This is a genomic window from Dyella humi (assembly GCF_044904605.1).
Lineage (GTDB): Bacteria > Pseudomonadota > Gammaproteobacteria > Xanthomonadales > Rhodanobacteraceae > Dyella_B > Dyella_B humi.
The window spans coordinates 434,656-454,360 of sequence record NZ_JADIKI010000021.1 but is presented as its reverse complement, the minus strand read 5'-3'; the positions used below and the strand labels follow the sequence as shown (position 1 = coordinate 454,360).

Below are 19,705 nucleotides of genomic sequence, written 5' to 3'. Positions count from 1 at the left end.
TGGATTCCCGCTTTCGCGGGAATGACGGCTCAAGGAAATGAGGGCCTTTTCGCAAAGATGCAGTCGGCAGCAGTGGGCTACCGGTATTCCTTCACGATATCCAGCAATGGCTGCAGGTGTGCTTCGAAGTGTTTCCAGCGCGCCACGGAAGACTTGTACACCGGACGCCGTACCTGCGCGGCGCTGGCGGTTTTGACCACACGCTGGTTTTCGTGGAAGCTCAAACAGCCCGGATCCCACGGCAGCCCTACGTAATCGAGCAGCCGGCGTGCCTGGCCCTCGGTATCGGCCACCATGTCTTCGTAGCGAAGTTCCAGTATCGAACCGGGCGGCAGCACGTTCTGCCAATGCTTCATCAGCTCGATGTAGCGCACGTAATAGCGTCCGACTTCGCCGAGGTCATAGGTGAAGTCCAGATTGTTCCTGGAAAACAGCGTTGCGTAGCAAGAGAAGCACGAATCCATGGGATCGCGCATGGCGTGGATGATCTTCGCGCTGGGCAGCATCAGATGGATCATGCCCACGTGCGCGAAGTTGGCCATCATCTTGTCAGTGATGCGCGTGGCATGCGGTGCCAGTTTCCACACGTTATCGGTATACGCCTCGCCCAGGCGCAACAGTTGTTCCGCCGTCATGCGGGCGGCCACTTCCGGATAGGCTTCGACCGGTGTGCCGGCTTCGGTGGCCAGTGCGAAGAGCATGTTTTCCAGATCGGGCAATTCACCGGCGCCATACACGTCGGGATGCGTGGAAAGAATCTGCTCGATCAGCGAGGTGCCCGAGCGCGGCATACCCACGATGAAGATTGGCGCCTTGCCCGAAGAAGAGGGGGCTGGACGGCTCGCGAAGAAACGCGCGTCGAAGGTTGCGCGTAGATTGTCGATCAGCGCAATCTTGGCGGCTTCATTTGGTGCAAGCTGGGTGTATTTCAGGCCACTGCCTTGTGCGTAGGCGTCGAACGCGTCGTCGTAGTGACCCAGATCCTCGCGCATTTTGCCTAACGAGAACCAATAGCGGATACGCATGTGTTCCGACAGGGAAGGGAGCTTGAACGCGAGTTTTTCCAGCCTTGCAGGTTCCGTATGCGCCGGCGTGAAGCTGCGCAGCGATGCAAGATTGCAATAGGCCTCGACCGACTCCGGATCGATGCCCAAGGCGGTTTCGAAATAGCCGCGTGCTTCATCCAGCCGGCCTTGCCTGCGGATGCTTCGTCCGAGGTTGTTGCAAGCTTCCGCGTAATCGGTCTTCAGCTCGAATGCGCGACGATAGTGCTGTTCGGCTTCGGCATAGCGTTCCTGCACGTACATCAGCCCACCGAAATCGAAGTACGCCCTGGCGAACTGATCGTTAAGCAGAATGGCGCGCTGGTAGCTAGCTTCAGCTTCGGCGAACTGGCCAAGTTCCCGCAACGCGTTGCCGAGATTGGCATGCGCTTCGGCATCGTTCGGCACGAGTACGATGGCACGGCGAAAACTTTCTGCGGCTTCCGTTAGGCGAGTTTGCCCGTATAGCACTACGCCTAACGCGTTGTGGATGGGCGGACTGTTCGGATGCGCGAGCAGCGCTTTGCGCAAATGCGGTTCAGCTTCCACGTATCGATGCGCACTCATCAGAGTAAAGCCGAGGTTCGCATGTGCCTCGCTGAAGTCCGGCTGGATGGCGAGCACGCTGCGATAGGCATCGATCGCTTCATCCAGGCGACTCTGCACTGCAAGCGCATTGCCCAGCTTGAAATGTGCATTGGTAAAATCCGGCTTGATGCTGCGGGAAAGGTGATAGCTTTCCGCGGCCAATTCCGGTTGCCGCGTCGCCATCAGGCTTTCGCCGAGCACGTAATGCGCGACAGCATCCCACGGCGAAAGCGTTACCGCTTGTCGTTGCGCATCGACCGACTCGGCGAATCGACCCTGCGCATGCAGCGCTGCACCAAGCGCTTGCCAGATGGCGCCATGAGAAGGATGGATATCAAGGAGCCTGCGCGCCATGGCCTCAGCCTGGACGGGCTGTCGCTGTCTGATCAGACCGACCAGCATTTCGATATCCCGCTTGTCGGGCGTGTTGCTTGTGCTTGACGTGGCTTTTTGTGACATGGATCTAGGCACCGTCTTAGTGATGGGTGTAACGGAGCTGGCGATCGGGCGCGAGTGCAGGAACAAAGAAACGTGCGCCTGGCTGCGATGGCATGAAGCGTGTATGCCATCGTGGGGCTTACGTATCGCTTACGTTAGCGCAAATTATGCTGCTGCGTTTGAAGCAGTGCGCAAAAAACGCCTCACATCATCAAACTTTCACGCACCTCTTCGGTATAAGAAGCGCGCCATGCAAGCGGAGCTTGTCGGAAACGGAATACAGGGGACTCAACCTTACGGCACGGAACTAGCACATCGTCACCGGCAAGGCATGGCATATATCAGCGACCGTTCGTGCCCAACCACGGATCAAGCCAGGCTCACGCCTGCGTACTTGGGGAGATTGGACTATGCATTTTTCTTCTGGAAACAAGCTGTCGCGTTTCAAGCACACTTTGCCGGCGTTGTTGATTGCCGGTGCATTGGCAATGGGAACACAAAGCAGTCAAGCGAGTGCTACGCACGGCGCTTTTTCTTTGCTGACGCAGGGTCACGTGCCGGCCGTCATTCACTCCGGCCAGGCCGTTAGCGCGAAAGTGCTGGAGACCAACAAGCAGCTTAAGCTCGGCCTGGTATTGCCACTGCGCAACGAAAGCGAGTTGGATAGCCTGATTGCGCAGCTCTACGATCCCAGCAGTTCGCTTTACCATCATTACCTGAGTTCGAAGGAATTCACCACGCGTTTCGAGCCGAGCCAGGCTGATTACGACAAAGTGGTGGCGTGGGCGAAGGCCAACCATTTAACGGTGACCGCCACCACGGCCAACCGTCATATCGTCGACGTGCAGGGCAGCGTGAATGACGTCAATCGTGCCTTGCATGTAACGATGCGCCAATACCAGCATCCGACGGAAAATCGCCTGTTCTTCGCACCGGATCGTGAGCCAACGCTCGATCTTGGCGTGCAACTGCTGCACGTCAACGGCCTGGACAACTACGTGCGACCGTTCACGCACATGCGCCGTCATCCTGCCTCGGCACAGGCGGTGATTGCGCATGCCAGCGGTTCGGGCCCCAGCGGCAATTACCTGCCCAGCGACATTCGCGCTGCTTATTACGGTTCCGGCTCGTTGACCGGTGCCGGTCAGACCGCGGCCATCTTTTCGTATGACGGTTATCAGAGCAGCGACTTGAGTGGCTACTACTCTGCAACCGGCGCAAGCGATCCTGGCGTGCCGGTGAACAACGTGCTGGTGAATGGTTTCAATGGTGCATGCACCAATCCGAGCACGGGTTCGAGTTCGTGCAGCGACGGTGAGCAGATCCTGGATATCGCCAACCTGGCTGGCATGGCACCGGGCCTTACGCAGATTTTGTTCTACGAAGGCAGCAGTGCCGGTGACATCCTCAATCAGATGGCCAGCGACGACACCGCCTCGGTGATTTCCAGTTCCTGGGGCGGCGGCGATTTCGGCAGCAGCGACGATTCCATTTACAAGCAATTCCAGGCGCAGGGCCAGACCTTCGTGAATGCAAGCGGCGATGCGGGCTCGTACACCACCAGCAATTGGGCTGCGCCTTCGCTGGATCCGTACATTACCGATGTCGGCGCCACCGATCTCACCACCAATGGTGCCGGCGGTTCGTGGGCATCGGAAACCGCGTGGGCAGATAGCAGCGGCGGTTATCTTTCGTCGGCCGGTTATGCGATCCCGAGCTATCAGCAGTTGAGCGGCGTGATTAACAGCACCAATAAAGGATCGACCCAATATCGCAACGATCCGGATATTGCGCTGGAAGGCAATTTCGACAATCCCACTTACAGCAACGGCCAGCTGGAAACCGGTGTAGGCGGCACCAGCTATGCGGCACCTCGTTTGGCCGGCGTGATTGCGCTGGCCAATCAGCAAGCCGCAGCGAATGGCGTGGGCAATATCGGGTTCCTCAATACCGCGCTCTACAACTTCGGCGTGGGTTCGAACTACCACAGCTACTTCCACGACATCACCAGCGGCAGCAACGGCGGCTTCAAGGCCGTGGCCGGTTTCGACCTGGTGACTGGCTGGGGTAGTCCGATCGGGCCGGCCTTCATTTCGGCCCTGGTGGGAACCAAGTAAAACGCTGGGATTTTTTTAGCCTGTCGAACGTGGCTCCCTCCCTTGTAAGCAGGGGAGGGAGCCATGCGATGTATAGTTGCCGGATACGCGTTTCGCATTTCATCGCACCGGCTTCTTTATGGACAACCCCTCCCGTTCCGAACGCACCCGCCAGGCGGTGATCCAGGCAGCGCTCACTATCATCGCCCGCGATGGTCCGGGGCGGCTTACTTTCGACGCAATAGCGCGCGAAAGCGGGCTCAGCAAGGGTGGGGTGATGCATCAGTTTCCCAGCAAAGTTGATGTGCTGAGGGCTTTGCTGGAACACCAGATCAAGTATTTCGATGATGCTTCGCCGGTTGCCGCGTCGAAGGGGAATACCGCTCAACATAAAACCGCTCTGATGGAACAAATAGCACAGATCAGGGAAGTTTCGCACCAGCCATATTCCATAGCTCACGCCATCGTGGCCGCGCTGGTGGAAGAGCCGGAGCTGCTTGCGTTGAGCCGAGAAACCGCCCGTAATCGCGTCGAACGCATCAAGGCCGAAGCGGTCGATCCGGAGCTGGCGCTACTACGCTGGTCGGCTGCCCAGGGCTTACTGCTTTCGGCAATGTTTGGAACCAGTCCGTTTTCCGAGACGGAGCGTGAACGCCTGTTTCGTCGCTTGATGGACGATGACAAATGGACGGCTTTGGCGCATGCGAAGGCGACTGCCAAGAAGTCATCGCGCGCCGCACCTTCGTCCAAAAAGAAGGCTTCTGGCAAGCATTGAGGCATGGTTATAAGTCGCTGTCGTAAAAGGCTTTTCTATTGACTCCTTGCGATCACCGCTATAGGGTGATCGCGTCGATCTGAGCGACGCAAGCTATGAATCCGCAGCACTGGCTCGACCTGGTGGTTACGCATCTCAACGTTCCGGTGGGGAATATCCTCACGGCGGATCAACTGGCGCTCGCTTTGCGAAAGGGCTCAGTGGCTCCGTTATCGGACTCCCCACATGCCGCTGCACTGATCAGTGGTCTATTCGCCGAACTGTCGCCTCAGTTGATCCTTCATGCAGCCGCGGAAGCCAAGGCCGACCTCGCGCATGTGGAGCAGCTCTATCGAGAATCCCTGGCTGCATCCATGCCTCGGGTGGCTAGCTGGGAACACGCCGTCGAGCATATGTTGTGAGTGAGATTTCGGTCGAGGAACTCGCCAAGTTCCGTGCTGCGGGTAGCTGGCGCGTGCTGGAAGCAGTGGCCAGGCGCATTGTGGCTGACATCTCGCAAAAGAGCGGTCGTGATTTTAAGCCTCTACTTGGAGGGGGCACCCGACTCATGCTCACGTTGAATCACCGCATGAGTCACGATATCGATCTTTTCTTCACCGATGCTCAATGGATCGGATATCTGACGCCGCGCCTGAACGATCACGTGGAGGCGTTGACTGCCGATTACGAGGAAGCAGCCGATTATCTCAAGCTGCGTTTTCCTGAAGGGGAGATCGACTTCATCGTCCGTACGCGGCTGCTGGACTTGCCTCCTGAGTCCGAGCCCGATACGGCGTTCGCGCTAGACCCCATGGCAGAAGTATTGGCGAAGAAGCTGTTTTTTCGTGGGGCGACGCTCACGCCTCGCGACCTTTTCGATTGGTGGGCAATCGAAACCATGCGGCCGGATGTCATCCCTGTTGCTGGCATGGGCAAGTTGCTGGAGAAACGCGCCGATGGCATCCGTCTGGCGCTGGATAGCATCGGCCACTCGTCGCGGGCAATGATGCTTTGGCACGCCATCTTGGCGCCTTCGCTTCCCGATTTCGGTAGGACGATCGATTGGGCCAAGAAGCAGTTGGATATCTATCTGGAGCGTGGCGACGAAGCACACCGGCGTTTGCCTGGTGCTGCTGAATCATGAGTGAGTAGGTTGGGGTGAGCGAATGCGAACCCCAACGTACGATAGCTTCCATCCATCGCGATGTTGGGGTTGTCACCCCAACCTACCGGGCTCTGCACGTCATGCGTTTGGCGACATAGCTTCGTATGGAGCAGCTAATTTTGCCCGCCGCGTTGGTGTTAAATAAAAACCGACCAGACGGTTTGCAAATGGAAAGAGCTGCTGTTAGCCTGGGTCCCGCGTAAGTACAGGCGTGGCTGCGGCCTTTCCCTTGGCAGCAGGCGCCGCCCCCAACACGGAGACCCCATGAACAAGTCGACCAACAGGCGGCTATGGCTAGCTGCTGCCGTTTGCGTAGCTATGACCGGCTGCGCCAGTGTGAAGCCGATTCCTTATTCCGGCATCGCATCATCCTCGTATCTGAGCCCCGACTCACACAACAGCCGCGTGCCGTATCGCTATGACACGCCGGTGAGCTGGCGCTCATACCGGAAAATCATGCTGGAGCCAGTGGCGGTGTATCGGGGCGCCGACAACCAGTTCGGCAGTATGAGCGAGGAAGACAAGAACGCGCTTGCCAGCTACATGCAGACCAAGTTCGCGGAGAAACTGGGTACGCGCTTTGAACTGGTGAACGAGCCGGGCCCCGGTACCTTGCAGATCAAGCTGACGCTCACCGGCGCGAAAACCACCACGCCTGTGCTCGGCACGTTTACGAAGTTCGACATCGGTGGCGGCATGTACAACAGCGTGCAGGCCATTCGCGGCAAGGAAGGCATGATGAACGGCTCGGTGATCTACTCGGTGGAAATCTACGATGCGTTGTCGCGGCAATTGCTCAGTGCTTACGTCACCAAGCAGTATCCGAATGCGATGAACGTGGGCGCCAGTTTCGGTGCATTGAAGGCGGCACGCGTCGGCATCGACAAAGGTGCAGATGCGCTGGCCGAGCAATTGAGCAGTGATGCTGCACCGATGGACGGTATTACCAGGTCACATTGAGCCTGGCCCTGCACGTTGCTCGTTTTCGTGTTTTGCATGGGGCGTAGGCGACGAACGGGCGCATGTCCACGCCGACGACGTCGGCGTGGTAGCCGCAATTCTGCGGTGAGTCCCACAGCTTATTCGCGATAATCCGCACCGGATGCATGCACAAGTTCACCCATGTTCGGCAAGCGATACACCGCCACCTTGGGATTGCCTACGCCGATCACCGCATTGCGGTACCAGGCATCGGTCTTTCGAAGCCGTCATCCGCAAAGCGGAACATCAGGCATGCGTCTGCCGCGTCTTTAGCCCGAAGTGCCGCACCACCCGCTGCACTAGCGGTATCGGTGGCAGGACTTCGTTGACCGGTTCTATGGCAACGTCTTGGCTGCCATCGTCCAGCTTCAGTGCGCCGCTTGCTTGCATTGCCCAGCAGAATGCATGGGCCGTTTCGCTGGAAACGCCGCAATGCTCAGCCAGTTGTTCCACGTGCCAACCCTTGCGGTAAAGCGCAGAAGACAAGCGCCGTGCTTCTTTGTTGTCCGGAAAGGCAATGAGATCGGGCCAAAGTTTGAGCCGATAAGCTGCATCGCTGATCGGAGCAAGCTTGGACCGATGATGATGACAGGCGGAAACGAGGAAGTTGTCCAGGCTTTCCGAAACCAATCCCTCGTATTGATATTCGCAGGGTGCTGTGATCGACACACTGGCCCAGGACGCATCGAGCAGTTGCAGTTTCGCCACTTCGAGTTCGTCCCTCGAACTGGCATAAATCCGCCGCGTGCCCTGGCGAAGCACCACGGAAATGGTTCCGTTGCTGGCCATCACTTCGTGCCCGTTACCACCTTGCACCAGGCAAATGCCGAGCAAACCTTGCAGTGCGCCATCCTGGTCGGATGACGTAGCAAGCATATTCTCCAGCGTCTTGGCGATGGCCGATGCCGTGGCGTGTTTGTCGATGCGCGTACCGGCAGGATGTTCGATGTATTGATCCTTGCTCAGAAACAGCACGCGCGTGTCGCTGTGCATGGCCAGTTCGTAGGCGATCTGGCCTTGTTCGCTATCCAGATCCGTGATCAGGATGTCGCACGATTTTCCGTCCCACTTGTGCAACTGAACGGACGTGGATGAGGACATCAGGAGTTTGCAGGCGAGCCAGAACCTGAGTTCGACTTCGTAGGGAAGGCCGGCCAAACCGATATGAACTTTCATGAATTGTTCCTCCCGATGCGGCACCTGCAGGTTTTCCCCTATAAAAACCTGCATGCCTTTGCATTCGGGTTGCGACGATTTCGAGCCTGGGTGTTATCAGGCGTATGAAGAATGCAGGGAAATCATCGCTGCTAGCGGCTATAACCGCTATCGCTACTTAGGTCGATTAACTGTCAGTTGAGGTCAATATCGCGGTGCGGAAAAGTGGCCGTGGGAATGTCCTTAAAGGACAGCTTTGGAGGTGTTTCGGGCCATGTTGGCGCCCCGTTTCTGTACGCAAATGCTTATTCGAAGTGAGTCGTCATTCCATAGAAGCACATGGTCAGAAAAATGTTTTGAAGAAGTGTTTTTCTGTCTGTCGTGATGGCTATGACTTGCGTGCAACTTGCTAAGTGGTCCCTCCCCCTGCTTGCAGGGGGAGGTTAGGAGGGGGTGAACACTTGCGGGAAGGTCTGAGGCAAGTGTTCACCCCACCCCACCCCAGCCCTCCCCTGCAAGCAGGGGAGGGAGCCGTTTGAACGTTGCGAGTACAGCCCGCTAAAAACGCTCACGGCTTATCAGCAAACAACCGCAAATCCACCGCATTGGCCATCGCCTGATAACCCGCACTGCTTGGATGCAAATGATCGCCACTGTCGTACGCAGCGAGCATCTTTTCCGGCGCGGCCGGATCGCGAACCGCCTTGTCGAAATCCACCACGCCGTCGAATGCGCCGGAACTGCGGATCCACGAATTCACTTCCTGACGTGTCTTTTCACCTGCCACGCTGTGATACGGCCAGCCGTTGCCGCCGTAAGGCGTCAATGTGGCTCCGTAGATCTTCACGTGTTTGGCATGTGCGCGGGCGATCAGCGTTTTCATGCCGTCGATCAACTGTTGGGCGGTGATCTTGTCCTTCGCTTCCCAGGCGTAACCCGAGCCACCGATGTCGTTGATACCTTCCAACAACACAATCCAGCGCACGCCCGGCTTGTCCAGCGCATCGCGATCGAAACGTGCCTGCGCACTGGGTCCGAAGTTGTCGTGCAGAATGCGATTGCCGCCGATACCGGCATCTGCAACGCCAATGGATGACAACTTTGCATCAGCTTGCAGACGTGCGGCGAGATAATCCGGCCAGCGCTCGTTTGCATTCACTGTGGAGCCCACGCCATCTGTGATGGAATCACCGAAGGTGACGAGCGTGCGCTTAGCAGATGAACCGGCCACTTCCACGTCGGTGAGGAAGAAGCGATTACCGCTTACTTCTTCGCGCGGAAATTGCTCTGCCGCGGTGGCATCACCGCTCTCGGTGATATATGCGGTAGCTAGGCCGGCGTTGTGGATGGTTGCTGCATGGTATTGCGTATCAGCCGGTACGTAGATGCTCACCGCCAGCTCCTGCAGGGCTTTCACATCCATCTTCACCGGATCGCTCAGCACGCTCTCACCCTTGGCGATGATGACGGTGGGCTTTCCATTGAACAGCAGCGCGTGATCACTGCCGGGCACCGTATCCGCTTCCTTGGCGCTCAGGGCCACGTGCACCGGGCCAAGCGTGATAGGCACGCTCCCGAACAGGTTGGAAAGACGCACGCGCACTTCCGAACCGCCTACGCTCGTGCGCACGATCTGCCGTACCGTCTGTGCATTCAAGACAGGACCGGCGGTATCCGGCACTGCTGCCCAGGCGTCGACCCACGCGCGATGATCCGCGCCGCTGGCAGCCATCGCGCAAGCCGAAACTGCGGAAACCGATCCGGTGAACACCCATTTCAATACCCGATGACGCATGCCGCTCCTCCCATGTGGTCTTTGCAGCGGGCACGTATAGCAAAAGCCCGATTAACTTAGCTGCGATCGGGTATTACAAAATTTCTCAGGCATGCGCGCAGCAAGTGTTTGTTGCAATGCAGAAAAGCACCGGCCGGCGCCTCAAAATGGAAGGCCCTTCGCATAGGCGACGAGCCGTTTGATGTCACGCGTCATCCAGACCGCATGGTGCGGCATGAACGGCTGACTAGGTTCGATCGGAAAACCCCAGTTTGTGCAGGACGCGCTCGAAGCGACGATTGGTCACGCTATGACTGAAAAATGTCATCTGTGCACTGTAGGCGCTACGCGTATTGCATCCAGCGATAGAAGCATTCGGATATAGCGGCGATCTGATACGAGTCCGCATTCGTTGTCAGCGCGAGCCGTGCTATGCCGTCACGCATGCGCCATTGCTTGCATGACATTTTGATTTTCTTTCTGCAGCGAATCACGAATCCACATATCTGTCCCTGCGGGACTGGCGGATTGACCTCTTCGGATAACAAGTCTTTCAGCATGCCTTCTAGGCTACGTACGGCTGTTCGTCACTCACTTTTATTTCACGAGGCATTTGCGTGAGAACCAATCCTTTGTCGCAGAAGTTGTTATCCCGAACGGTACGCACTGTGCTGGGCACGCTCGCGTTCACCGGCGCCTTCGCCTGTGCGGCGCAGACGTCCACTGGCGTGCAGACGTCGTGGGGCGTCATCAACGAGCCGTCGCTGCCTGCCAACAGCGCGGTGTGCACGTCCATTCCGGCAACGCAGAAGCCGGTCAACGGCGTGCTGGATGCTTCGGTCGACAGCGATCCGACCCAATCCGCGCCGGATACCGCCAACATTCAAAACGCGATCAATGACTGTCGCGCTAAAGGTGGCGGGGCGGTGAAGCTGGTGGCTGGGAACCATGGTGAATCCGGTTTCCTGATCGGGCCGATCACGCTGCAATCTGGCGTCACGCTGTGGATCGACAAGGGCGTGACGGTGTTCGGTTCGCGCAATCCGTCTGACTACGACAGCGGCTTGGGCATCTGTGGCATCGCCAACACGAACAGCGCATCGTCGTGCTATGCGCTGATCAGTGCCAGTCACGTCGTCAATAGCGGCATTGTCGGCGAAGGTGTGATCGATGGACGTGGCGGCGCCGTGCTGAGCAAAGGCCCCAATGCTGGCGTGAAAACTTGGTGGGACGTGGCTTATCAGACCAAGACATCCAACGTCACGCAGCACAATCCGCGCCTGCTCAACATCAACGGTGGCAGCAATTTCACGCTGTACGGCGTGACTTTCCAGAACTCGCCGAACTTCCACCTCGCGCTCGACGGCCTGGATAACGTGACTGCCTGGGGAATCAAGATTCTTTCGCCGAGCCTGGCCTATACCCAGCCCGGCTATGCCTGCAAGAAAGGCACAACACCCGATAAGGTGTCGGGAACCTACGCGACCTGCTTCACGCCGGACACGGTGAAGAACACCGATGGCTTCGATCCGGGTGAATCCAGCCACGTGCTGCTGGCGTATTCCTATATCAGCACCGGCGACGATCACGTGGCGGTGAAGGCCGGCTCGGGTTCGGGCTCGCATCATCTGATGTTTGCGCACAATCATCTGTATTACGGCCATGGTTTGTCGATCGGTAGCGAAACCAACACCGGCGTCAGCGACGTGACGGTGGAAGACCTCAGCGTTGATGGCTATGACAGTTCCAATGGCGTAGGCATCCGCATCAAGTCCGACGCATCGCGCGGTGGCCTGGTGGACGGTGTGACCTACCAAAACGTGTGCGTGCGCAACGTGCGCCAGCCAATGGCATTCGATACGTACTACAGCTCGACCAAGAAGAAGCTCTATCCCTCGTTCAAGAACATCACTGTCAACGGTTTCCACAATATGGGCAGTGCTGCATATGGCGGTGGTCAGGCCACATTCGTCGCCTACGCGCAATATCCGCTGCAAATTGCATTGAACAACGTGCAATTCGACGGCGAGCAGCCGACCACTTACATGAAAGGCCATAACGGTAGCCCGAGCGTGCTGCCGGCCAATACGGCCTTCACCTTCGGTCCGGGCACGGTGAGCTTTGTGCAGAACCTGGTGCAGCAGCATGGCAAGGGCGTGACGTTTGCCGGTTCGATCACCGAGAGTCCGGCGCCGGTCGATTGCAGCAACGCATTCGTGCCGTACAGCAGCGTGTCGGCGAATTCGCCTATCTGACGGAAGTACTTGGCGAGCATGGACGCTTGCCAGGTGTTTGAAGGGCCGAAAAGCACGCGGTGCCAGCGATGCGCACATGCGTGAGGCAGTGCGCCACAAATAAAAACGGGGCCGGCGAAGTCAGGAAGCACTTCACCGGCCCCGCCAGTCCAACCGGCTCTGAGGGGAGATCTCGTCATGCATGAGGCTGCTCCCTGCGACTCGCGACGCGGAAGTCCGCGAAACACCGTGCCGGAGCGGATGCAGGGATGCGGTTGACTGATTGACAGTCTAGAGGCTTGTACTAAAGACCCCATTAGCCCGTTGGGACGATTTGCTGTTCCAACGGGCCTTTCATCTTCCACGCTGCCCGGCATGGAACTTGGGTCGGGTAGGGGGCGCTCCTGGCTTGGGCGGGTGACATATATATGGAGTGCCTGGTCCCTAGTGAAATTTCATGAAGCTTGGCCGCGTCAGGAATTTATCTTTCTCCCTCCGGCCTGATTAGTGCCAAATCTCAGCCGTGCCTCATCGTCACCTCAGCGAAAGCTGGGATCCAGCGCCTTTCAGGCGGTTTACAGTCACTGGATCCCAGCTTTCGCTGGGATGACGAGCCAAAAGCAGGGATGGCTGAGGTTCGACGCCAATTAGGCTGGAGGGAGAGGGTGCTACTCCTACGCAGCCCAGGTTGCTGCCGAACCATCTACTGCCATCTGTCGGCCAATCACGTTTGTTGAAGCCCTCACTGTGCATGACAAATGGCACTTTTGCCCGTTTACTGGTCCTCACCGGACATCACCAGACATGTTTTTGGACATTTCCGCCCGCAAAAACCTGATTCAAAAGCCTGTTTTTTCTCGTCTAACCCATTGATCTGAAACCTTGTCATAGCAAAAGCATGCTCCGCGTACGCAAAGCGCATGCGTGTCGGGAGTCCCGTCCCGATGATCCACCCCGCTGCAGAGGCTGACAGGTCGAAACTGGGTCGACTGGCCTCGGCGTGAAGACGAGGGTTGGACATGAACGAGTGGTACCGGGGCGATGTCTCCGCGGAATATGCGATTGGCCTGCTCGAGTATCTGGAGCAGCGGAACATCGGCAGGGACTTGGCGCTGGCGGAAACGGGTATCGGATCGGCGCAGCTGGACGGCGACCTTCGCCTGACCACGCAGCAGGATGCGGCCTTGCTGGAAAACGCGGTGCGCTTGACCGGTGACCCCGGCCTCGGCTTCGAACTGGGTCTGCGCAGCACGCTCACCTGGCACGGCATTCTGGGGTTGGGCCTGATGAGCTGCCGCACCCTGCGCGAGGCGCTGCGCTTGTGGAGCGGTTACCTGGATGTGCGTACCACCGGGTTCTGCATCTATCTGCACGAACACGACGGGCTGGCAGAGCTGAACATCCAGGACCTGGCCCCCGGTGCCCTGTTGCGCAACTGCGCGTTGGAGCGCCTGGCCACCATGACCGCGCGCCTCGCCGAGCAGCTTGCGCAGTGCGAATTGCCGGACGTGGAAATGTGGTTCAAGGACGAACAGCCGTCCTACACGTCGGCGTACGCCGGCCGCCTGCCCAAGCTGCGCTTCTCCACCGGGCTGTGCCAGGTGCGCATGCCCAGCACCTACCTCGATCTGCCGTTGCCGACCGCGCACAGTCTGGTGTGTAGCCAGATCAAACAGCAGTGCGAGCGCGAGCGCATCGCGCTGGGCCAGAACAACTGCCTGATCGCGCGCATCAAGGGTCTGCTGCCGCTGGAAGACGGCACGTACTTAGGGATGGAAGAAGTGGCGCAGGCGCTGTGCATGTCCAGCCGTACCTTGAAACGCAAGCTGCGTCACCTGGGTTTCAACTTCCGCCAGCTGGTGGACGAAGCGCGCAAGCAGGAAGTACTCCGCGACGTGCTGAACACCACGATGACGATCGACGAGATTGCCAATCGCCGCGGTTATTCGGATGCGGCCAATCTCACGCGTGCCTTCCGCCGCTGGACCGGCGAATCGCCCAGCCAGTATCGCTCGAAGCTGCCTTACAAGTTGGAGCGTGGGGCGGTGGCGCAGGTGGTTGCGGCTTGATTTTTTTAGGCCGTTATTTGCGTAAGCGCGAATGACGGCTACGCAAGTTTTTCATTGCGTCGGTTGACGTTCTCGACTGGGATGGGGAGCTGTGCTTGCCATGACCGACACATTGCAGCGAACCGTGCACGCATACTCTGCATGGAGCAGTGACGTTGTTTGCGCTGGATTGAAGCGGCGAGTAAGCCCCTCTCCCTCCGGGAGAGGGGTTGGGGTGAGGGTACGAGCAGCGCGCGATGACAAAGACTTGCACGAGAAGTGTGTACTGCGCTTCGCCCGAACCCTCACCCGCCTGTCGGCACCCTCTCCCGGAGGGAGAGGGGCTCACTCAGGAGAATCATTCGCAAGATTCCAATCCACGCATGCGAGTGTGGGTGAGCTACAGCAAATACAACAACGCCCGCACCAATTGCCTTACATGCGCCGGATCGCGCGGGTCGATGCAGAAGATCGGCACGAACAAACTCATACGCCGCGCGAGTGCGTACATCGCTTCCATCGAGAACCCGGGCGTAACATCGGTCTTGCTGATGCCGATCACGAAGTGCAGGTTTGGATCGATGCGTGCCAGTTGTTCGACCGACGAACGGCAATCCTGCTCCAGCGTTTGCGACGAAGCATCCAGCAGCAACACCGCGCCGAGTGCGCCGGGTCCCACGATCGTACCCATGAAATCCAAGTAGTCCTGACCCGGCAGGCCGTACACGTGCAAGGTCTCGTCCGGATTGAGCTGGATGGTGCTGTAGTCGAAAGCCACTGTCGTGCTGGTTTTCCCGTTCGGCGCGGCATCCATCAAAGGCATCTCCGACGACACAGGGGGGGTATCGGAAATGGCACGAATAGCGGTGGTTTTGCCGGAACCGAGCGGACCGACGAACAGGAGTTTGATTGTCTTTTCAGAATCAAGCATGCGAGTAACCCAGCTTCAGCCCGAAATGCCGTGCAACGCGTTGAATGAGGGAGGACGCCGAGGAAGGCGTCGGGGGTTCAGTGGGTTTGACCATGTTGCCGTCGGCGCACGCAAGCGCGCCGCTGGCCAATGTCGCCCAGAAGAACGCGTTGACGTGCTCCGCGGCAAGCTCGGTATGTTTTGTCAGCGCACCGGCGGACCACGCCGAGCGCTGCAGCAGGGCAGACAGTCGCAGCGTGTCCTGATCATCGGTAACACTGCCCAGGTCGGGCCAGCGCGCCAGTCGATACAGCTTGCCGCCGAGCGGGGGCAGTGCAGCCTGATGCTTGAGGCAGGCCTTGATCAGAAAACCATCCAGGCTGCGCGATACCAGCCATTCGTGTTGGTGCGGGTCGTTCGCCGGCCGCGTCACGCACAGCCACGCGTTGTCCATCAAACGCGTTTCTGCCGCGGACAGATCGCTGACCGAACGCGTGAGGATGCGGCCGGCCGCATGGCGCAGGACCATCGCAATGCCGCCGCGCTTCACCAAAAGATCCTGGTTGCAACCGACCTCTCTGATGCAGATGCCCAAGAATCCTTGCACGTTGTCGGACGATGCTTCGGGCGAAGGCTGCAGTTTTTCGTGCAGGGCGCGTGCCAGCGCAGCGGCGGGTGCATCGCGGTCCAGCTTGGCCGGGTAGGTGGTTCCGGTATCGCCGCTGCGTGGAAACACCATCACGGGCAGCTTGCGCCGCATGGCCAATTCATACGCCAGGCGGCCGTGACCGCTGTCGATGTCGGCCACGAGGATATCGCTTTCGCTGCCTTTCCAATTCTGGATCTCGACATGGACCTGCGAGGCAGCCAGCAAGCCACAGGCGAGCGACAGGCGCAACTCCAGCTCTTCGGAGAGGCCGGCCACGCCCATCTTGATGTGCTTGATGTTTTCTTCCGTCATGGCGCCGGTTCAGGAGAAATCGAGCGTTTTCTCGAACGCCTTCAAATGATGACGAGCCATCGCCAGGTTCGACTTCTGGCGATCGATGATCACGTACAGAAACACGTGCTTGTTCGTGGTCAGCGGACGGATCAAGTGGTACTGGCGTTCGAGGCTGATGAGGATGTCCTCGATAACGTCGTCGAGCTTCAGCGCCGCGGCGACCTTGCGCTTGGCGCGCACCACTTCGGCGTTACCGGCCGCCGCCAGTTCGAGATCGATGGAGGCAGTGCTGTCGCCCGCCATCAGCATGCCGCTGTCATCGTCGACCAACGCGCCAGCAATGTAACCGTCAATGCTGCGCAGCGATTCGAGGCTGAAATGACTCATGTCATGGGTTCCGTAGATAAGGTGATAGGAAGGTGTGCGCGCTTATGCGATGTCCTGCACGTGCTGGGCTATGCGCGCGGCCAGATCCAGCGCGATGCGGCGCGACAGCGCGAGCATGATGTTGTGGCCCACACCGATCGCCAACGCCAATGGATGACGCGGATCGGCAATGCGCACGAAGATGCACGTGTAGTCCTCCATGGACACCACCGTGGACTGGCACGCGCCGACGGAAAGCTCTCTGGCAAGCGTTTCGCACAGGCCAAGCAGCGATCCGGTCATGGCCGCAATGCGATGGCCGTTCTGCACCAGGGACGAGCGCATGCCGATCAGCCGCGCATCGGCGGTGGCCACGACGGCAAGGCTGATCTCCGGATAATTCTGGCAAAGGTCAGCCAGCTCTCTGTCACAGATGGCGCGAAGCTCAGCCATCCGTCTGAAGGCGGTGCTGACTGCTTGGGGTTCGTGCATGAGATTCAACCAGGCGGTGGCGTGACCGTAGGGGGATGTCACGAAAGCGTGCTGCGCTCGGCTGCGCCTTTTCATCGCGATCGCATTTTGTTGGAGCGCATCATCGCTTCACAGCGCCATGACGACCATCGCCTTTGCGGGTCGATTAACTGTCAGTTGGGGTCACGCTGCTGCGAACAGTGGAAAAGCCAGAAAAGAAACCGTGTCGCATGTCCCACTGTGACAGAGATTGGGCTGCGTAATGCCATGGATAACTTGGCATCAGAGACCTACCATTTTTTACAACCGAATTCGAGCAAACGCATCGCAGTCCGGCATTGGGGACGCCGCGAAGAAAGGGATCGTCGCGTGGCCGGTACGCATCGATTCTTGTCGCGTCGCAAAGTGACGAATGACGTCAATTGTCCGGCGTTTTCCGCTCGAAACAAAGCTGTGAAGGACGCATCCGCGACGACGCACAGCAGAACAGATAAGGAAGAACAATCATGAAGAGTACGCGCATGCAGCGCGGCTTCACCTTGATCGAGCTGATGGTGGTGATCGTGATCATCGCCATTCTTGCAGCGATCGCGATGAGCACCTACGGCAATTACATCACCCGAAGCAAAGTGCAGGCGGCCAAGACCGATCTGAATGCGCTGGCGCTCAATCTCGAGAACGAGCTTCAGCGGAATCTGGTGTATGGCACGCACAGCTTCAAGAGCGCGGATGAAATCAGCAATGCCTACGCGGGCTGGCGTCCATCGCAGAAGAACAACTTTACCTACACCCTCAACTCCGACGCCACGACGTACACCTTGACGGCGACAGGTACAAGCGGATCGCTTGCGACGTGCGTGCTGACGTTTGATCAAACGGCCACGGGTGGTGTCGCTGGCTGTGGTTCCGTAACGACCTGGTGAGCCATGACGATGCATAGGAACGGCAAAACGAAGGGATTTACGCTGATCGAAATGATGGTCACCATCGGCCTGGTCGCCTTTCTGCTTACGCTAGGCGTTCCGCTGGCTCGCGAATGGGTGCAGTCAGCGCATCAGCGCGATGCCGCCAACATCTTGAATGAAGCGTTGGGACGCGCGAAGGCGTTGGCGCTCCGCAATCCGCAAGGGCTTACCGATCAGACGTTGCCGGCTGCCGCGGTCTGTTTAATCGGAGGAAAGCTGAGCGTGGTATCCGCCGGCACGAAGAACACCGCGTGCGGCGCCAACATCGAGTGGACCAAGCCGTTGTCTTCCGATGCATCCGTCGTGTTGACCACCACCAACATTCCGTTTCAGTGCGTGGCTTACAACGAACGTGGTGTCGCGTTGGTCACGTCCGTGAGCAATCTTTCGTGCACGCAAGCGTGGCTGGATGTCAATGTGGGATCGGAGGAGACGTTGAATGTACAGCTGCCGTGATCGGAAAAAATCGCAGCGCGGCGATGTGCTGCTTGAAGCATTGATCAGTGTGCTCGTCATGAGCTTCATCGGCGCGGGCACGATATACGCGACCACGCGCATGGAAGTGGGTGCGAAAAATGCGCGCTTGGATGGTATAGCGGCCAGCCAGATGCGCCTGATGCTGCAGCAGTACGGCTCGTCGCTGTGTCCCGGTCAGAGCAATAACAGTTTGGCCAAGGTCGTGCTGCCGCTGACCAATACGGTGCATCCGGTCACTGTGCAATGCCTGTCGGCCGCTTCGGTCACTATCGGCGGCGTATCGGTGACACAGCCGTCCAGCGTGGTGCTGTGCATTCCCCATAGCGATACTGCGTTCGAAGGCTCGATCATGGTCGGGACGGACACTACCGCCATGATACAGGCGCAGTCGGCATGTTCCTGATCCATGCGCACCGGCGAGCATCCGGCTTCACCCTGATCAGCACGCTGGTTGGCCTGGTGGTCGGTTTGCTCAGCATTGCCGCCATGCTGACGCTGTACCGCAATGTCGTTAACAGTTCCCTATTCGTCGAGAAACAGGCTGTGCGCGATGGACAGGTGGCCACCGGCTCGCTGGTCTCGCAGCAGGAAATGCAGCAAGCGGGCTTCGGTATCACCAATGCCGCTATCGGCACCGATCTGGTGGTACTGAGTAACGCCGCGTTGTCCGACGGCAAGCTCAAGGGCACCGCCGTGGGCTCGTATAGCTCGACGGTGACAGGCAATGCCGTGATCTGGGGTTTCAATCCCACCGCTGCTTCCGGTACGACGGATCCGGCTGGCTATCAGTGCGAAGGTCTACTTGTCACCACGCAAGGATTGCTATGGCTGACGCCGGCCAGTTGCAAGAGCGCCGCCAACTGGCAGGGGGTGAATTGGAAGACGAATCAGCTGGCATCAGCCCGCAACTTGGGGCCGCTGTCGATCTTCCAGGCGACGCCAGGCAGCTGCTTTCCCTATCAGCAGACGGCGCCAAGCAGCAGTTTTCAGGTGAGTTACTACTTGCCGACGCAAGCGCAGCAGAAGGCGGGGCAGTCGAATGGTTCGAGCAGTTCGGACAGCTCCGGCAATTCAGAAAATTCGGTGAACGACCATTCCGGCGATGGGTACCATGATGGCTTGAGCCATTTCTCTAGCACGGGTAGCTTTTCCGGATCTTCCGCGACGTCTTCCAGCACACCCAGCACCTCCGATGCTGCCGGTTTGCCCGCCATCTCCAGCTCCACGCTCTCGAACAGTTCGGCCGTGATCAACATACCGGCCTTCTCGGTATGTCTGCCCAATTTCAAGCCGTAAG

Annotated in this window: 18 protein-coding genes; 11 read left to right on the top strand and 7 right to left on the bottom strand. The window is 58.5% G+C overall.

The window, feature by feature from the left end; translation table 11 throughout:
* Window positions 1-77: 77 nt before the first annotated feature.
* On the bottom strand, window positions 78-2,090 hold the full coding sequence (locus tag ISP18_RS02565; RefSeq protein ID WP_380016716.1) for a sulfotransferase: 2,013 nt from the start codon (window positions 2,088-2,090) through the stop codon (window positions 78-80).
* A gap of 389 nt (window positions 2,091-2,479) precedes the next feature.
* Here ISP18_RS02565 and ISP18_RS02560 point away from each other — a divergent pair, with 389 nt between their 5' ends.
* The 5 genes from ISP18_RS02560 to ISP18_RS02540 all read left to right on the top strand — a co-directional run bounded on the left by ISP18_RS02560 (window position 2,480) and on the right by ISP18_RS02540 (window position 7,044).
* Window positions 2,480-4,186: a S53 family peptidase gene (locus tag ISP18_RS02560; RefSeq protein WP_380016714.1), complete on the top strand. Its 1,707-nt coding sequence runs from the start codon at window positions 2,480-2,482 to the stop codon at window positions 4,184-4,186.
* Between the two features lie 157 nt (window positions 4,187-4,343).
* Complete coding sequence (locus ISP18_RS02555; protein ID WP_380016712.1) at window positions 4,344-4,940, top strand: TetR/AcrR family transcriptional regulator; 597 nt, start codon at window positions 4,344-4,346, stop codon at window positions 4,938-4,940.
* Window positions 4,941-5,035: 95 nt separating this feature from the next.
* A complete protein-coding gene (locus ISP18_RS02550) occupies window positions 5,036-5,341 on the top strand; it encodes a hypothetical protein (RefSeq protein WP_380016710.1) in 306 nt (101 codons plus the stop codon).
* Window positions 5,338-6,063, top strand: coding sequence for a nucleotidyl transferase AbiEii/AbiGii toxin family protein (locus tag ISP18_RS02545; RefSeq protein WP_380016708.1), 726 nt, complete (start codon window positions 5,338-5,340; stop codon window positions 6,061-6,063). Before ISP18_RS02550 ends, ISP18_RS02545 begins: the two co-directional genes overlap by 4 nt.
* A 285-nt stretch (window positions 6,064-6,348) precedes the next feature.
* Window positions 6,349-7,044: a DUF3313 domain-containing protein gene (locus ISP18_RS02540; RefSeq protein ID WP_380016706.1), complete on the top strand. Its 696-nt coding sequence runs from the start codon at window positions 6,349-6,351 to the stop codon at window positions 7,042-7,044.
* Between the two features lie 267 nt (window positions 7,045-7,311).
* Here the strand turns inward: ISP18_RS02540 and ISP18_RS02535 are convergent, their stop codons facing one another.
* Window positions 7,312-8,241, bottom strand: coding sequence for a hypothetical protein (locus tag ISP18_RS02535; RefSeq protein ID WP_380016704.1), 930 nt, complete (start codon window positions 8,239-8,241; stop codon window positions 7,312-7,314).
* A gap of 547 nt (window positions 8,242-8,788) precedes the next feature.
* On the bottom strand, window positions 8,789-10,015 hold the full coding sequence (locus ISP18_RS02530; protein WP_380016702.1) for an SGNH/GDSL hydrolase family protein: 1,227 nt from the start codon (window positions 10,013-10,015) through the stop codon (window positions 8,789-8,791).
* Window positions 10,016-10,611: 596 nt separating this feature from the next.
* Between ISP18_RS02530 and ISP18_RS02525 the strand changes: the two genes are divergently transcribed.
* Both ISP18_RS02525 and ISP18_RS02520 read left to right on the top strand, forming a co-directional pair.
* A complete protein-coding gene (locus ISP18_RS02525; RefSeq protein WP_380016700.1) occupies window positions 10,612-12,249 on the top strand; it encodes a glycoside hydrolase family 28 protein in 1,638 nt (545 codons plus the stop codon).
* A gap of 998 nt (window positions 12,250-13,247) precedes the next feature.
* Window positions 13,248-14,297, top strand: coding sequence for an AraC family transcriptional regulator (locus tag ISP18_RS02520; RefSeq protein WP_380016698.1), 1,050 nt, complete (start codon window positions 13,248-13,250; stop codon window positions 14,295-14,297).
* Window positions 14,298-14,676: 379 nt separating this feature from the next.
* Here ISP18_RS02520 and ISP18_RS02515 read toward each other — a convergent pair whose 3' ends face one another.
* The 4 genes from ISP18_RS02515 to ISP18_RS02500 are packed head-to-tail and all read right to left on the bottom strand — an operon-like array spanning window position 14,677 to window position 17,029.
* Window positions 14,677-15,207, bottom strand: a complete 531-nt coding sequence (locus ISP18_RS02515) for a GTP-binding protein (protein ID WP_380016696.1) — start codon at window positions 15,205-15,207, stop codon at window positions 14,677-14,679.
* The gene (locus tag ISP18_RS02510; RefSeq protein ID WP_380016694.1) at window positions 15,200-16,147 is read right to left on the bottom strand and encodes a hypothetical protein; all 948 of its coding nucleotides are present in this window, start codon (window positions 16,145-16,147) and stop codon (window positions 15,200-15,202) included. Before ISP18_RS02510 ends, ISP18_RS02515 begins: the two co-directional genes overlap by 8 nt.
* 9 nt (window positions 16,148-16,156) lie before the next feature.
* Entirely contained in the window at window positions 16,157-16,516 is a 360-nt protein-coding gene (locus ISP18_RS02505) for a roadblock/LC7 domain-containing protein (protein WP_380016692.1), read from the bottom strand.
* 42 nt (window positions 16,517-16,558) lie between these two features.
* Window positions 16,559-17,029: a roadblock/LC7 domain-containing protein gene (locus ISP18_RS02500; RefSeq protein WP_380016690.1), complete on the bottom strand. Its 471-nt coding sequence runs from the start codon at window positions 17,027-17,029 to the stop codon at window positions 16,559-16,561.
* Between the two features lie 443 nt (window positions 17,030-17,472).
* Here ISP18_RS02500 and ISP18_RS02495 point away from each other — a divergent pair, with 443 nt between their 5' ends.
* From ISP18_RS02495 to ISP18_RS02480, 4 genes are read left to right on the top strand one after another with little or no spacing between them, the layout of a single operon-like run.
* Window positions 17,473-17,889, top strand: coding sequence for a prepilin-type N-terminal cleavage/methylation domain-containing protein (locus ISP18_RS02495; protein ID WP_380016688.1), 417 nt, complete (start codon window positions 17,473-17,475; stop codon window positions 17,887-17,889).
* A gap of 3 nt (window positions 17,890-17,892) precedes the next feature.
* Window positions 17,893-18,387: a pilus assembly FimT family protein gene (locus ISP18_RS02490; protein ID WP_380016686.1), complete on the top strand. Its 495-nt coding sequence runs from the start codon at window positions 17,893-17,895 to the stop codon at window positions 18,385-18,387.
* Entirely contained in the window at window positions 18,371-18,811 is a 441-nt protein-coding gene (locus ISP18_RS02485) for a hypothetical protein (RefSeq protein WP_380016684.1), read from the top strand. Before ISP18_RS02490 ends, ISP18_RS02485 begins: the two co-directional genes overlap by 17 nt.
* Complete coding sequence (locus ISP18_RS02480) at window positions 18,802-19,704, top strand: PilW family protein (protein ID WP_380016682.1); 903 nt, start codon at window positions 18,802-18,804, stop codon at window positions 19,702-19,704. The genes ISP18_RS02485 and ISP18_RS02480 overlap by 10 nt, the downstream gene beginning before the upstream one ends.
* The last annotated feature ends 1 nt before the right edge of the window (window position 19,705 follow it).

Excerpts from the sequence above, each read along its gene's own strand:
- ISP18_RS02535 (WP_380016704.1), bottom strand. The coding sequence starts at position 8,241 with ATGAAAGTTCATATCGGTTTGGCCGGCCTTCCCTACGAAGTCGAACTC.
- ISP18_RS02560 (WP_380016714.1), top strand. The coding sequence starts at position 2,480 with ATGCATTTTTCTTCTGGAAACAAGCTGTCGCGTTTCAAGCACACTTTG.
- ISP18_RS02505 (WP_380016692.1), bottom strand. The coding sequence starts at position 16,516 with ATGAGTCATTTCAGCCTCGAATCGCTGCGCAGCATTGACGGTTACATT.
- ISP18_RS02565 (WP_380016716.1), bottom strand. The coding sequence starts at position 2,090 with ATGTCACAAAAAGCCACGTCAAGCACAAGCAACACGCCCGACAAGCGG.
- ISP18_RS02510 (WP_380016694.1), bottom strand. The coding sequence starts at position 16,147 with ATGACGGAAGAAAACATCAAGCACATCAAGATGGGCGTGGCCGGCCTC.
- ISP18_RS02480 (WP_380016682.1), top strand. The coding sequence starts at position 18,802 with ATGTTCCTGATCCATGCGCACCGGCGAGCATCCGGCTTCACCCTGATC.
- ISP18_RS02520 (WP_380016698.1), top strand. The coding sequence starts at position 13,248 with ATGAACGAGTGGTACCGGGGCGATGTCTCCGCGGAATATGCGATTGGC.
- ISP18_RS02485 (WP_380016684.1), top strand. The coding sequence starts at position 18,371 with ATGTACAGCTGCCGTGATCGGAAAAAATCGCAGCGCGGCGATGTGCTG.
- ISP18_RS02530 (WP_380016702.1), bottom strand. The coding sequence starts at position 10,015 with ATGCGTCATCGGGTATTGAAATGGGTGTTCACCGGATCGGTTTCCGCA.
- ISP18_RS02540 (WP_380016706.1), top strand. The coding sequence starts at position 6,349 with ATGAACAAGTCGACCAACAGGCGGCTATGGCTAGCTGCTGCCGTTTGC.
- ISP18_RS02495 (WP_380016688.1), top strand. The coding sequence starts at position 17,473 with ATGAAGAGTACGCGCATGCAGCGCGGCTTCACCTTGATCGAGCTGATG.
- ISP18_RS02490 (WP_380016686.1), top strand. The coding sequence starts at position 17,893 with ATGACGATGCATAGGAACGGCAAAACGAAGGGATTTACGCTGATCGAA.
- ISP18_RS02550 (WP_380016710.1), top strand. The coding sequence starts at position 5,036 with ATGAATCCGCAGCACTGGCTCGACCTGGTGGTTACGCATCTCAACGTT.
- ISP18_RS02515 (WP_380016696.1), bottom strand. The coding sequence starts at position 15,207 with ATGCTTGATTCTGAAAAGACAATCAAACTCCTGTTCGTCGGTCCGCTC.